This is a genomic window from Komagataeibacter europaeus (assembly GCF_002173515.1).
Classification (GTDB): Bacteria; Pseudomonadota; Alphaproteobacteria; order Acetobacterales; family Acetobacteraceae; genus Komagataeibacter; species Komagataeibacter europaeus.
Genome location: NZ_CP021467.1, coordinates 2,439,885 through 2,453,248 on the forward strand (window position 1 = coordinate 2,439,885; position 13,364 = coordinate 2,453,248).

11 protein-coding genes and 2 riboswitches are annotated in these 13,364 nt (G+C 62.4%); of the genes, 7 read left to right on the forward strand and 4 right to left on the reverse strand.

Features of this window, described 5'->3' with window-relative positions; all coding sequences use genetic code 11:
- Positions 1-43: 43 nt before the first annotated feature.
- A riboswitch (FMN riboswitch) is annotated at positions 44-208 on the forward strand.
- A gap of 129 nt (positions 209-337) precedes the next feature.
- From ribD to S101446_RS11275, 6 genes are all read left to right on the forward strand, one after another.
- Entirely contained in the window at positions 338-1,342 is a 1,005-nt protein-coding gene (gene ribD, locus S101446_RS11250; protein WP_087608387.1) for a bifunctional diaminohydroxyphosphoribosylaminopyrimidine deaminase/5-amino-6-(5-phosphoribosylamino)uracil reductase RibD, read from the forward strand.
- A 2-nt stretch (positions 1,343-1,344) separates the two neighbouring features.
- Complete coding sequence (locus tag S101446_RS11255; protein ID WP_010509460.1) at positions 1,345-1,962, forward strand: riboflavin synthase; 618 nt, start codon at positions 1,345-1,347, stop codon at positions 1,960-1,962.
- Positions 1,962-3,212: a 3,4-dihydroxy-2-butanone-4-phosphate synthase gene (gene ribB / locus S101446_RS11260; protein WP_087608388.1), complete on the forward strand. Its 1,251-nt coding sequence runs from the start codon at positions 1,962-1,964 to the stop codon at positions 3,210-3,212. The genes S101446_RS11255 and ribB overlap by 1 nt, the downstream gene beginning before the upstream one ends.
- Positions 3,213-3,357: 145 nt before the next feature.
- Positions 3,358-3,843, forward strand: coding sequence for a 6,7-dimethyl-8-ribityllumazine synthase (gene ribH / locus S101446_RS11265; protein WP_010509464.1), 486 nt, complete (start codon positions 3,358-3,360; stop codon positions 3,841-3,843).
- A 79-nt stretch (positions 3,844-3,922) separates the two neighbouring features.
- Positions 3,923-4,933, forward strand: a complete 1,011-nt coding sequence (locus S101446_RS11270; RefSeq protein WP_087608389.1) for a lysylphosphatidylglycerol synthase domain-containing protein — start codon at positions 3,923-3,925, stop codon at positions 4,931-4,933.
- Positions 4,934-5,073: 140 nt separating this feature from the next.
- Positions 5,074-7,668: an MMPL family transporter gene (locus tag S101446_RS11275; protein ID WP_010509468.1), complete on the forward strand. Its 2,595-nt coding sequence runs from the start codon at positions 5,074-5,076 to the stop codon at positions 7,666-7,668.
- Positions 7,669-7,793: 125 nt separating this feature from the next.
- Here S101446_RS11275 and S101446_RS11280 read toward each other — a convergent pair whose 3' ends face one another.
- The 3 genes from S101446_RS11280 to S101446_RS11290 all read right to left on the reverse strand — a co-directional run bounded on the left by S101446_RS11280 (position 7,794) and on the right by S101446_RS11290 (position 11,603).
- Positions 7,794-8,879: an oxidoreductase gene (locus tag S101446_RS11280; RefSeq protein ID WP_087608390.1), complete on the reverse strand. Its 1,086-nt coding sequence runs from the start codon at positions 8,877-8,879 to the stop codon at positions 7,794-7,796.
- A 234-nt stretch (positions 8,880-9,113) separates the two neighbouring features.
- Positions 9,114-10,886, reverse strand: a complete 1,773-nt coding sequence (locus S101446_RS11285; protein ID WP_182355651.1) for a porin family protein — start codon at positions 10,884-10,886, stop codon at positions 9,114-9,116.
- Between the two features lie 471 nt (positions 10,887-11,357).
- Positions 11,358-11,603 (reverse strand): hypothetical protein, encoded by a 246-nt coding sequence (locus S101446_RS11290; RefSeq protein ID WP_053322996.1) that lies wholly within the window; start codon positions 11,601-11,603, stop codon positions 11,358-11,360.
- A 92-nt stretch (positions 11,604-11,695) separates the two neighbouring features.
- Between S101446_RS11290 and S101446_RS11295 the strand changes: the two genes are divergently transcribed.
- The gene (locus tag S101446_RS11295) at positions 11,696-12,211 is read left to right on the forward strand and encodes a DUF2721 domain-containing protein (RefSeq protein ID WP_019084943.1); all 516 of its coding nucleotides are present in this window, start codon (positions 11,696-11,698) and stop codon (positions 12,209-12,211) included.
- An 8-nt stretch (positions 12,212-12,219) separates the two neighbouring features.
- Here S101446_RS11295 and S101446_RS11300 read toward each other — a convergent pair whose 3' ends face one another.
- Positions 12,220-13,185, reverse strand: a complete 966-nt coding sequence (locus S101446_RS11300; protein ID WP_456303531.1) for an ABC transporter substrate-binding protein — start codon at positions 13,183-13,185, stop codon at positions 12,220-12,222.
- 63 nt (positions 13,186-13,248) lie between these two features.
- Positions 13,249-13,347, reverse strand: a riboswitch (TPP riboswitch).
- Between the last annotated feature and the right edge of the window lie 17 nt (positions 13,348-13,364).

Consider the following 13,364-nt stretch of genomic DNA (forward strand, 5'->3'; position numbering starts at 1 on the left):
ATCATTTCATTGAATAACGAATCGGGCGGCCAGCCCGGTTCGCAGGCGTTCTCAGGGCGGGGCGAAATTCCCCACCGGCGGTGTTTGTTCCCTGTAACAGGGGCACATAAGTCCGCGAGCGCCCGGCCGCAGGACATGCGGGCGGGGTCAAGCAGATCCGGTGTAATTCCGGAACCGACGGTTACAGTCCGGATGAGAGAGAACGGAAACTATGGTCCTGCCTTCCATCCGTGAAGGCAGGTGGATGGTTTTACGCGCCCTGAGTCCGTCCGGATGGATGGAGTACTGTGTTTTGGACGCGTTGCCACAGGGTGTCACACCCCATTCAGGCCCAGACATGCCAGCCGCTATCGCGCATGCCTTTCGTGCCGCGGTGGATGAGGCCGCGCGCCATGTGGGTGCGACCGCCCCCAACCCGCCGGTGGGCTGCGCCTTACTGGATGCTGCGGGCACGATCCTGGCCGTTGGCGGCCACCACCGTGCCGGTACCCCCCATGCTGAAATACAGGCCATAAGCCAGTGCCGCGAACGCGGGTTGCTGGATCGCGCCCACACGGCGGTCGTGACACTGGAGCCATGCAACCATACCGGTCGCACCGGCCCGTGTTCACAGGCGCTGCTGGCGACGCCGGTGCGCGATGTCTGGATCGGCGTGCGTGACCCCAATCCCCATGTCGAAGGGGGCGGGGCGGATCACCTGCGCCAGCATGGCCGCCACGTGCATGTCCTGCACCCGACCGGCCCGCAGGCGGAAATCCAGTCCATGTGCCGCAGCCTTCTGGCCCCGTTCGCCCATTTCATGCGCACGGGACAGCCGTGGATCACGGTCAAGCAGGCGCTGGACGCCACGGGGTCCATGGTGCCGCCGGCAGGGCGCACCACCTTTACCTCCGCCGCGTCGCTGGACCTTGCCCACCGCCTGCGCCGCGCGACGGATGCGGTCATTACCGCGGGCGGTACCATCCGCGCCGACAGGCCGGGCCTGAACGTGCGCCGGGTGGCCGACCACCCCGACCGCGCGCCGCGTGTCCTGGCCATCTGCACCCGGACGGGGGAAGTGGACGAGGCTTACCTGCAGGCCGCACGCGCACGCGGCTTTGCGGTGCAGGTCTGTACCGACATCAACGCCCTGCCCGACATGCTGGGCATGGCGGGCGTGACATGGGCCATGGTGGAAGCCGGCCCCCGTCTGCTGGCGGAAATCGAGGCCCGTGGCCTGTGGCATGACTGGCTGACGATTACCGCCCGCCCCGATGCCACGGACCGATACAGCATACGCGTGCGGGCGGGGGATGCGACGCCGCTGCACCTGTTCCCCGAACTGGCCGCCGTGAAGGAGTAAGCATGTTTTCCGGCATTATCGAACACCAGGGCCGTATCACCGCCGCGCGCCGGCTGGACCGGGACCTGGACATAACCGTGGCCACCGGCATTCCCGACCTGGCATTGGGTGAAAGCATTGCCGTCAATGGCGTGTGCCTGACGGTCACGTCGTTTGACGCGGCGGGGACGGCCACGTTCTTCATCAGTTCCGAAACGCTGGACCGCACGGCGCTGGGGCGGATCGCGGCGGGGCATACCGTCAACCTTGAACGCGCGGTCACCCCCACCACCCGCCTGTCGGGCCATATCGTGCAGGGGCATGTGGACGGGACGGGACGTCTTGCGGCGGTGAAACAGGCCGGCGAGGCCCGTCACATCACCTTTGCCGTACCCGCCCGCCTGCGCCGTTACCTGGTGGAAAAGGGATCGATCACGATCGACGGCATCAGCCTGACGCTGAATGAAGTCGGCGCACCGGGGGAAGATGGCTGTGACGCGGATGAATTCCGCATCGCGCTCATGATCATCCCCCACACATGGGACCACACGACCCTTGGCACCCTGAAGGCCGGGGACCCCGTGAATATCGAAGTCGATGTCATCGCAAAATATGTGGAGAGCGTATGTCAGTATCGTTGATGCCCCCGGCACTGGCACAGGCCGTTGCCACCATCCGCCGGGGCGGGATGATCATCCTTGTGGATGACGAGGACCGCGAGAACGAAGGCGACCTGGTCATGGCCGCCGAACTCATGACACCCGCCGCCATGAACTTCATGGTCACCCATGCGCGTGGACTGGTGTGCATGCCCATGTCGCCCGAACGCATTGCGCAGCTGAACCTGCCGATGATGACGCAGGTGAACACCTGCCCGCGCGGCACGGCCTTTACCGTATCCATCGAGGCGCGTGAGGGTGTGACCACCGGCATTTCGGCCGCCGACCGCGCCGAAACCGTACTGGTGGCGGCAGCCCCCGATGCGAAGCCCGGGGACCTGGTCTCACCCGGTCATATCTTCCCGCTGCGCGCGGTGCCCGGCGGCACGGTGGCGCGTCCCGGCCATACCGAGGCCTCGGTCGATCTGGCCCGCATGGCGGGGCTGATCCCGGCTGCCGTGATCTGCGAGATCATGAACGAGGACGGCACCATGGCCCGCATGGACGACCTGCGCCCCTACGCCACGCGCCACGGGCTGCAGATCCTGTCCATCGCGGAGCTGGCGAAATGGCTGGAAGCCAACCCGATCGACACCATGCCAGAGGCAAAACCCGCCATCGAGCAGGTCGCCCGCGCCCACCTGCCCAGCCGCTTTGGCGGGCCGGACATGATGATCCACGCCTTTCGCGCGCCCGATGGCACCGAACATGTCGCCATGGTCAAGGGGCAACCCGACCGTGCGGGCGCCGTACCACTGGTGCGCCTGCATTCGGAATGCGTGACGGGCGATGCGCTGGGATCGCTGCGGTGTGACTGCGGCGCGCAGCTTCAGGGCGCGCTGGAACAGATCGGGCGCGCGGAATCCGGGGTGCTGGTCTATGTGCGCGGTCATGAGGGGCGCGGCATCGGCCTTGCCAACAAGATCCGCGCCTATGCGCTACAGGATGAGGGACTGGATACGGTGGACGCCAACCACCGGCTGGGTTTCCAGACCGATGCGCGCGACTGGCAGGCGGCATCCGACATCCTGCGCGCGCTGGGGGTGAACCGGCTCGACCTGCTGACCAACAATCCCGACAAGGTACGTGCGCTGGAACGTCATGGCTTTGACGTGCGTGAACGCATTCCCCTTGCGGTGGAGCCCAATCCCTTCAACCGGGCCTATCTGGAAGCCAAGCGCACCCGGATGGGGCATGCCCTGTGCGAACCCGCGACAGCAGACGCCCACTGACGAAAGTTCCCGGTGAAGCTTTTCCCAAAAAGCTTCGAAGAATGCCGCCTTTCTGAAAAAAGGTGGCACCCGGAAGCTTTTATTGTTTTTTATCAACAGTTTATTTGCATACACACTCTACACCTGAAAACGGAAAACGCCGGATATGAGCACCAACATCCCTTCCACCCCCGCAACACTTGAATTCGTCCATCCGCCGCGCGTCGCCATCGTGGTCAGCCGTTTCAATGAAAACGTGACCCATGGCCTGCGTGATGGCGCGCTGGCATGGCTGGGGGAACATGACATTTCCATGCGTGATGAAGATGTCATGTATGCGCCGGGTGCGTACGAACTGCCGCTGCTGGCGCAGGCGCTGGCGCGTACCGGCCGGTACGACGGCGTGGTGTGCCTTGGCTGCGTGATCAAGGGCGATACGGCGCATTTCGAATTCATAAGCCTGGGGGCCGCCGTGGGCCTGCAGCAGGCGGCGCTGAACACGGAAGTGCCGATCGCGTTTGGCGTACTGACCACCTACACGGACGAACAGGCGGTGGTCCGTTCGCGTGACGATGTGCACAACAAGGGTCGCGAAGCCGTGGCCGCCTGTGTTGAAAGTATCGCATTGCTTCAGAAAATCAGAGGCTGCTAGGATATGCTGGCAGTCCATTAAATGGCTGAAAACAGCCTTTTAATGGTCCTGTTTCTGGGAATATGGACAGGGATGGCGAATGCGGCAGCTTACCTTCATCGCCGGGGCATTCGGTATCGGTCTGACGATATGGATGCTGGGGCGTTTTGGCCTGCATGACATCCTCTGGCTAATCGCGGCCGGGGGGTGGAGCATTCCTGTCATCATCATTTTCCATGCAAGCCAGGTCTGTGTTTCCGCGCAGGCATGGCGCCTTCTGGCCCAGAGTGGCCGCCCCCGCCTGTCCTTTACCGACTTTTTCGCCCTGCGCTGCGCGCGTGAAGGGATCAACAACCTGCTGCCGGTGGCACAGGTTGGTGGCGAGGTGATTACCACCCGCCTCATGGCCCGGCGTGAAAACCTCGGGATCAGGCGCGCCGCCGCCGCCACGATCTGCGACCTGACCATTGAACTGCTCAGCCAGGTGACATTCACGCTGATCGGGCTTGGGGTGCTGTTCTGCCTGGTCAACCGTTCGCATGTGACGGACGAACTGATGGAAAGTGCCGGGGCGGCCGTAGCACTGGGTGCGGTGTTCTTCGGCAGCCAGTACCTGGGCGCCATTTCCCTTGTGGAAAAACTGCTGGTGCGCATCGCCGCCCATCTGGGATGGGACGGGGTGGAAGACATCCGTGGCCTGCATGCCGAAATCATCGCCCTGTACCGCACGCATGAAAATTCGCTGCGCGCGGGGGCCCTGCAACTGCTTGGCTGGTCGCTTGGCACGTTTGAGGTGTTCCTTGTCCTGACCGCCATGGGGCATCCGCTCTCGCTGGCTGACAGTTTTGTGATCGAAAGCGTGGGGCAGGCCGCGAAGTCGGCCGGTTTTGCCGTACCCGGCGCGCTGGGCGTGTCGGAAGGGGGATATATCATCATCGGCAGCCTGTTCGGACTGTCGCCACAGGTCGGGATCGCGCTGTCGCTCATCAAGCGCCTGCGGGAGATTGCATGGGGGCTGCCCTCGCTCGTGGCATGGCAGGTGATGGAAATACGCTGGATCCGTCCCGCCCCGTCCACCACCGGGGAGATGCACCTGCCCGGTCAGTCATGACGTCCGGGTACGGTGCGGTACATCGTGTGACAAAGAACCACCTTGCATCGGGACCACATCATGGGCCAAACCGGGCCTCTTCACCGACTGCCGCGCTTCATGCGGCACGACGTAGGTTTCTGAAGGGCTGAATACTCGTCATGCTATCGGTACCGCTTGGGCGCCTTGTCGCTTTCTGTTCCCGTCGTGCCATTGCGGTGGTACTGGCATTCGCCTGCCTGATCGCGGGGGCGACCTATGCCAGCTATGCGCTTCTGGGCGTGACCACGGATACGGGGACAATGTTCTCGGCCTCGCTGGACTGGAAAAAGCGCTCGGACGAGATGGGACGGCTGTTTCCGCAGAAACAGGACCAGCTTGTCGCCGTGATCGATGCGGCCCTGCCAGAAGAGGCACAGCAGACCGCGCTGGCGCTGGCGGCGAAGCTGCGTGACGACCATGATCATTTCAATTATGTCACCACGCCGCAGACAGATCCCTATCTGGTGCGCAACGGTCTCATGTTCCTTGACCCCAAGGCGCTGGAACGGGTGCTCAACACCACCATTACCGCGCAGCCATTCCTGAGCGAACTGGCCGCCGACCCGTCGGGGCGCGGCCTGTTCAACGCGCTGAACCTGATCGCGCTGGGCATAAGCCAGGGACAGGCCGACCTTGGTCCCTTCCATGCGGCACTGGACGGTTTCGCCACAACGCTGCAGCATTCGGTATCGGACACGCCCGAACCCCTGTCATGGGAACGCCTGCTGGCGGGTGACCTGGCCGACCTTGGTGGCAAGTACCAGTTTGTCGTAACCCAGCCCAAGCTGGATTATGATTCCTTCCAGCCCGGTGGCGCCGCGTCGGACGCCATCCGTAATGCCGCCAATGACCTGCCATTCGTCAAGAGCGGCCGGGCGCATGTCCACATTACCGGCGATACCCAGATCGCGGATGAGGAATTCGCCACCGTGGCCGAAGGCATGGTGGCCGGATTGCTGGGGTCGCTGGTGCTGGTCACGCTGTGGCTGATCCTGGCGGTGCATACGTGGCGCATTATCATTCCCATCATCATCACGCTGGTGTCCGGGCTGCTGCTGACCACGGGTTTTGCTGCGATCGTGGTGGGCAAGCTGAACCTGATTTCAGTCGCCTTCGCCATCCTGTTCGTTGGCATCGCGGTGGATTTCGCCATCCAGTTCTCGGTCCGGTTCCGTGCGCAGGCGCTGCCGGATGGATCCTCACCGGGGCTGCTGGAGGCGCTTGAGCAGACCGGCAATGAAACCGGGCACCAGATCCTTGTCGCCGCCATGGCGACCTCGGCCGGGTTCCTGGCCTTTACCCCCACCGCCTTTGTCGGCGTGGCCCAGCTTGGCCTGATTGCCGGTTTCGGCATGCTGTTCGCCTTCATCTGCACGCTGACGCTGCTGCCGGCGCTGCTGCGGCTGTTCCGCCCGACTTCGGGACATGGCAAGATCGGGTTTGCCTTCGCCCGCCCGATTGACGTTGCGATCCGCCATCACCGCAGGCCGATCCTGGGCGCCTTCGTCGTGATCGCGCTGGTGGGCGTGGCCCTTGTCCCCCGCCTGACATTCGACGCCGACCCGCTGCATACCAAGAATCCCAGGTCGGAAGGCATGGTCACGCTGGGCATGCTGATGTCGGAACCGCAGTATTCGCCCTATACGGTGGATGTGCTGATGCCGAACCTGGACCAGGCTGCCGCCATGTCCGACAAGCTGTCGGACCTGCCCATGGTGCATGACGCGCTATGGCTTGGGTCGCTTGTGCCCACGGACCAGAAGACCAAGCTGCCCCTGATCCAGGATGCCGCGAACATCATGCTGCCGACCCTGCTGGTCCCCAACCCCAGACCCGCGCCGAATGCGGACGACCTGCGGACGGCGGCGGCCAAGACGGCGGCGGCACTTGGCGGCGTGATGGACAAGCTGCCCGCCAATGACCCGCTGCGCCGCATCCAGTCGGCACTGGCCCACCTGTCGCAGGCGGACGACCAGCGCGTGCTGGCCACCAATGAGGCGCTGGTGCGCTTCCTGCCCATGCAGCTGAACATGCTGCGCGACATGCTGCAGGTGAAGCCGGTTGCGATTTCCGACGTGCCCGCGCAACTGGCGCATGACTACCTTCTGCCCGATGGTCGCGCCCTGGTCGAGGTCCACCCTACCAAGGAGATGAAGGGCAACCGGGCGCTGCACACCTATGTGGATGAAATCCAGAAGGTCGCCCCGATGGCGGCGGGTTCCGCCATCGACATCGTGCAGAGTGCGGCGACCATGGTGCATGCCTTTGTCACGGCGGCTGCCGCCGCCATCGTGATGATCGCCATCATCCTTGCCGTCGCCCTGCGCAAGCTGCTGGATACGGCGCTGGTGCTGGCGCCGCTGCTGCTTTCGGCGCTGATGACGGTCATCCTGATCATTGTGGTGCCCGAACAGCTGAACTTCGCCAACATCATCGCCCTTCCCCTGCTGCTGGGGGTTGGCGTGTCGTTCAACATCTATTTCGTCATGAACTGGCGGGCGGGAATCAGGCTGCCCCTGTCCAGCCCAACAGCACGCGCAGTGCTGTTTTCCGCGCTGACGACCGGCACGGCCTTTGGTTCGCTGGCGGCGTCCCACCATCCGGGCACGGCCAGCATGGGCCGGCTGCTGCTGCTGTCGCTGGCGTGCACGCTGGTGGCGACGCTGATCTTCGTGCCCGCGCTCCTGCCCAAGCGCCCGATTGACGAGGAATGATTCCATCCTGCCGGGAAAACAGAAAAGGCCGCACCCGAAAGGATGCGGCCTTTTTTATACAGACCCCGATCAGGACGGCTTCTGGCGCCCTGCGGATCATGAACGGTTCCGGGCGCAGTCTCCCGTTACGGTCCTGCCTGTAGCCAGTCCTGTCTTTCCTGTTGCGTCAGGGGCAGGGGAAGGGCCATCTGGCGACGACCGGACAGGACGCAGGTTTCCAGGACCGCCATCAACGCCACAGCCTGTATGGGGGGTACGGGGTTATGGCCACGGCCCATGATCGCATCGCGCAGCATGGCATAATAGATCCGCTGGTCACCAGGCGGTGCAGGCAGCGCACGGGGTGCATCGGCACCATCGAACACAAGCATGTCGTCAGGATCGTCGCCCCAACCCGGGTCACCGGGACGCATTCCGGCCCGAAGCTGGTTTTCCTGCTGGTCGGCCTGATGTTTCACGATCGTGCCACGTGTCCCATGCACGACAAAGCGTGGACCGGCCCATGCCGACAGCAGGCTGCAATGCAGGCTGACCCGTCTTTCTCCATAGGTCAGCAGTACCTGCGCCCAGTCATCACCACGGGCATTGTCGCGCTGGCGGGCCAGGCTGGCCTGCACAAGATCCGGCAGTCCAAACAGTTGCAGGGCCTGATCGGCCATGTGTGGGCCAAGGTCGAACCACAGTCCGCCGCCCGCTTCATCCGTTTCGCGCCAGCGTTCACGCACCTGCGGGCGGAAGCGGTCCATGCGCGATTCCAGTTCGGTGACCCGCCCGACCTGACCGGTCACGATCAGGTTGCGGATACCAAGAAAATCGCTGTCCCATCGCCGGTTCTGGAAAACGGACAGGAACCGCCCCTGCTCACGGGCAACCTGTGCCACCATGCGCGCCTGTTCCAGCGTGATGGTGAATGGCTTATCCACCACCACATGCAACCCGGCGCGTAACGCCGTGATGGCAAGGTCGGCATGGGTCGCATTCGGGGTGGCGATGACCACCATGTCCAGATCAGGCAGGGTGAACAGGGCCTCGGGCGTCGCCGTGACCGTTACCTGTGGCCAGTCACGTAAAACCGCATCGCGCTGTCCCGAACAGACGGCGACCAGTTCAAGCCCCGGCGTCGCGGCGATCAGGGGAGCATGAAAAATACGTCCGGCAAAGCCATAGCCGACAAGGCCGACCCGTAATGGCCAGCGTGGTGGTGTGGACATGCGTCTCCCTTCCTTATGGTTTCCCATGATGATGGAAACCAGCACATGAAGGGGACAATATCAGAAGCCGTTTCAAAACAGTCTACTGACGAAAATAATAAAAGTTTTTGGTGAAGCTTTTTCAAAAAGCTTCAAGGAACGCCGCCGTTGTGAAAAAAGGCGACACGCAAAAACTTCTCTGCAATCAGTCAGATGCTTGTGGGCTGCACTGTTTCCATCACGCAGCCCGGCACATCAGAACAGCAGGATCATACCGCCGGATGCACTGTTGTCGCTTTCCTTGTACGGGCCATGAGCTGCGGAACTGGTATGGGCGTATTCGGCCACAAGGTTCAGCCAGTCCGTCATCTTGTAGTAGGCGGCGCCCACTTCGGATTCATTGCGGCGGACAAGGTCGGGATTGCTTTCACCCGGTGCAAGGTAGAGGTTACTGACACCATAGCTTCCGACCAGTTTGAACTTCTTGGTGAAGTTATACATCATCTGGACATAGTAGCCTTCCGACGAACGCTTGCGCCCGTTGGCGGCCACGCCGTCAAAGAACAGGCCGGTCGTGCCCAGCCCGCTGCCACGATAGTAGTAGCCCACGAACTGCGCCGGGCCGTAGGTCAGCTTCGTGCCGATTTCGCCCGCCTCCGCCGTGACGCCATGCTTCTGGCCGGGAATAACGGAAACATCCGCAGTGCTTGTGCTGGTGTACGGGAATCTCGTAATGCCATCCGCCTCGAGCAACTGGGTCGTGACTGTTGTTGTCTTGCTTACCGTCAGATCTTGCTGGTGCTGGGTCAGGAAGCTGGCCCAGATACGGGCACTCAGCCCCCCGATCTTGAAGTCATAGGTCACCTTGCCCTGGATCATGGGCGAACTGTGCTGGGTGGACCCGGCGGAATAGGCGGTACCGTTGGGATCATCACCGGAGAAATCGAACTCATCCAGCGGCTGCAGGATACCGATCGTGCCCTGGAAGCCCTTGATGGTGGGCGACTGGTACGAAATCTGCGGGATCCAGTCGGCATACACGTAACCGACGCCGATACGGCCCAGCGATGTATTGCCCGGGGCCGAGTTGCTGCCGGTGGAACCGACGCTCAGCAGGGTCGCGTCATCGAGGATGGCGTCACCGCCAAAGATGCCAAGATCACGACCGATCTTGAACGTGCCCCATTTCTTGTTGCCCGCCGTCACGTAAACCTGACGAAAATCGATGCCGGCGGTGCCAAGGCCCACCGGGCTACCGCCGGTATTGGCGTTGAAGGCGCCGTTCTTGGCGTTGTCGATACCGGGATACATGCCCATGACGGCGGCAAGGTCGATGCCGTTCTGCGTGGTCGAGAGCTTGAGGATCAGGCCGGCAGGCAGCAGGCCGTTACGCAGCGCCGAGGAATCGAACCCGCTTGCCCCGGTCGAGACGCCACCCGCCACCGGCATGCCGCCCGCCGGACTGTTATAGGTATAGAATCCGTTGATGAAGCCCGACAGGTTGATATCGACCGGACCTGCCTTGAAGGTCAGGCCCTTGCCGGGCTGATATTTCTCCATGCGCACGAATGACAGACCGCCGCCAAGCCCCATGGAATGCTGGGCGGCCAGCCAGGTGGATTCGGCCGATGCCGCGCTGGCCTGCGCGCTGGCTGCCGCCTGCTGCGCCTGTGCCAGCACATAGTCGGGGTCCATGCCGCCACCGCCAATGTCGATCTGGCCGGGGGGCTGGACCTGCTGGCCCATGGCGGTGCGCATCTGGGCGTGGGCGGATGTGGGGACGGCCATATGGCGCTGTGCGGGCATGTACTGCGTCGTGCGGCTGGCGGATGCTGCTTCGCGCACATGCTGCATGTGATGGGCCAGAAGCCCCTTGTACTCGCCCTGTGTCAGGCTGCCCTTTGCCTTCAGGATGTCGAGAAGTTCACTATAATCGTCAGCCCGCGCATCTTCGGGGCAGGCAAGGGACGCGCTCCCGCTTGCCATGACAACTACCGCGCCAATACGCGCCAATTTTCCTGCCGACATAGTATTAAACTCCCTGCCAGCATTCCTGTTGTATAAAACCCTGCGGGTCAATGGCCCCCATCAGGCGCAACAGATGCCGTCCAGCTACATGACATGTATGTAATAACACAGGGACTCTTCCCCCCGCAGGGGATGAAAACAGGTCATGTGTTCCCGTATCCGGATGGATTCGTTGGCAAATCTTCCTTCTTTTTCATACAATGTTCAAAATATGGTCAGTGGAGAACACATGTGCGTTTTCCGACCGGAAGCGTACGATATCGCAGTACGACAGGGACCGCGAGACAGGGAAAGAGTCGGGATCGTAACATTCCCAAGGATGCATCAAACAATCGTGTGCGCATGTTTTCCTGCCCCGTGATCAGTAAAAAACAACACAGGTACGTTATCTGCATTCAGGAATACAGAATATATCATCACAAAGCTGTGTTTGTATTCTATTGGTTAATTATTGACTGTATCCCATATGCCCTATCCCGCATTCAGGGCCGTGCGGGCCTGCCGCCACGCGGCTTCCAGCGCATCGACCATCGTGTCATGGGGCCTGGTCCATTCCGCCGCGTCCTGTCCGGGCATGCCCAGGCGCGCACGCCACTGGACCGTACCGGTGGATGAAGGCTGGCGGTCAAGGTTGAGCGTCCAGTCCACCGGGATGCGCGCCAGAACACGCGCCAGCCGTTTTTCCGGTGTCAGTGGTGTTGCGTAATTATGTGACATGGACTCTCCTTACGTGTGCGCAATATCGACTCTGTCCTTGACGTAGACGGTGATAAGCCCAAAAAACGCAGGCTTTGCCCGTAGCCAAGGATATGCCTTTCGTGTCTGCCTTCCCCGGCCTTGTTCCCGATGCATCCGTTGATGGTGTCGCCCACCTGATCCAGACCGCGCTGACACCGGTTTTCATGCTGTCGGGTATCGGCACGTTGCTGAACATGTTCAATACACGACTGGCCCGTGTCAGTGACCATATCGAGACGGTACGCGACAAGCTGGAAAATGCCGATGACAAAAGCAGCACGGATTCCGTGCTGCTGTTACGCCGGTTGACGCATCTGCATTACCGTACCCTGCTGCTGGATGCGTCCATCCTGTTCGCGGGCGTAGGCGGGGCATCGGCCTGTGGCTCGGCCTTTGCGCTGTTCATGGGCAGCGTGCGCGATGCGTCGATTGCATGGTGGCTGGTACTGATGTTCGGCAATGCGCTGGTCTGCACCGTCATCGCGCTGGCCATGTTCCTTGGTGACAGCCTTGTTGCGTGGCATGGCCTGCGGGTCACGACCTTCCTGCCGCACAAGCAGGACATGCTGAACAACATCGTTGACTGACATGCCGGTCAGGGTACCGCAGTCCGGTTGAACGGATCGATGGCGTACTGTTCCAGCGGCATGTCATGCGTCATCATGCCATGGGCATGCAGGAACGCGGCGAAAGCGGTATAGCGGGGCACGTCCAGCAGCGCTGGCTGCTTGCAGATGCGCGGCAGGGTGGCCTGCCATGCCGCCCGGTTCAGCGGCGTATCGAATTCCGGGTGGTCATGGATCGTCTGGGCCAGCATGGCGTCGGGGTGGTTGATCAGGGTATTCGCCCCCTCCGCCAGCGCATCCATGAACTGGCGTATCCATGCATCGTGCGCATGGTCGCGACCGGCCAGGAAGATCAGTTCATCTGACATCGGCACGCCATGTTCTTCGGGGAAAAACGCGGAAACCTTTATCCCCTTCTGCTGCAGGTCGATCAGTTCATATGTCCGCACCGCCCCGATCACGCCATCCACGGCATGACTTATGATGGCCTGTTCCAGCTGGAAATTGACATTGACCTGATGCACGTCGGTCATGGCCAGTCCTGCCGAATGCAGCATGGTGTCCAGTGCCGCGTCATCCACCCCCGGCATGGACACGCCAATGGTTTTGCCCTTCAGGTCGGCGATGGTGTGGACACCTTCCCCCGTAATCAGGACATTCAGCGGGGTATCGATCAGGGTGCCCACCCGTACCAGCGGGATGTTCTGGTCCGCCAGCATGCCAAGCTGCGTCTGGTAGGATATGGCCAGGTCCGCCTGCCCCGCCGCGACCAGGCGCGCGGGGGATCCGGGGTCCGCTGGCGCGACCAGTTTTACATCCAGCCCATGACGGGCGAATGCGCCGCTGTACCGGGCGGCCAGAAGGGCGGCGTGATCGGCGTTAAGGAACCAGTCCAGCACGACCGTGACCTGCTGGCTTGCGGCATGGGCAGGCAGCGCCAGCGCCGTGCAGGCCAGGATACCTGCTGCCCAGAGGGCGCGCATGAAGGTTCGCATGGATGACGGGCTCCCTTTCCATGACGTCCGTGATCCACGGCAGGCAGGGAACGGGTGCTTGCGTCCCGGTCGGGACAGCCTCCCTTCGCTGGCATGACCCAGATCAGGTTCAACGGGTGTGATCTCAGCCCACACATGTCATGGGCACCCCGGTCAGGCAGGAAGAGTGTGGGCACGGC

Coding starts and splice junctions, on each gene's coding strand:
- ribD (WP_087608387.1), top strand. CDS start 338: ATGCCAGCCGCTATCGCGCATGCCTTTCGTGCCGCGGTGGATGAGGCC.
- S101446_RS11255 (WP_010509460.1), top strand. CDS start 1,345: ATGTTTTCCGGCATTATCGAACACCAGGGCCGTATCACCGCCGCGCGC.
- ribB (WP_087608388.1), top strand. CDS start 1,962: ATGCCCCCGGCACTGGCACAGGCCGTTGCCACCATCCGCCGGGGCGGG.
- ribH (WP_010509464.1), top strand. CDS start 3,358: ATGAGCACCAACATCCCTTCCACCCCCGCAACACTTGAATTCGTCCAT.
- S101446_RS11270 (WP_087608389.1), top strand. CDS start 3,923: ATGCGGCAGCTTACCTTCATCGCCGGGGCATTCGGTATCGGTCTGACG.
- S101446_RS11275 (WP_010509468.1), top strand. CDS start 5,074: ATGCTATCGGTACCGCTTGGGCGCCTTGTCGCTTTCTGTTCCCGTCGT.
- S101446_RS11280 (WP_087608390.1), bottom strand. CDS start 8,879: ATGTCCACACCACCACGCTGGCCATTACGGGTCGGCCTTGTCGGCTAT.
- S101446_RS11285 (WP_182355651.1), bottom strand. CDS start 10,886: ATGTCGGCAGGAAAATTGGCGCGTATTGGCGCGGTAGTTGTCATGGCA.
- S101446_RS11290 (WP_053322996.1), bottom strand. CDS start 11,603: ATGTCACATAATTACGCAACACCACTGACACCGGAAAAACGGCTGGCG.
- S101446_RS11295 (WP_019084943.1), top strand. CDS start 11,696: ATGCCTTTCGTGTCTGCCTTCCCCGGCCTTGTTCCCGATGCATCCGTT.
- S101446_RS11300 (WP_456303531.1), bottom strand. CDS start 13,185: ATGCGAACCTTCATGCGCGCCCTCTGGGCAGCAGGTATCCTGGCCTGC.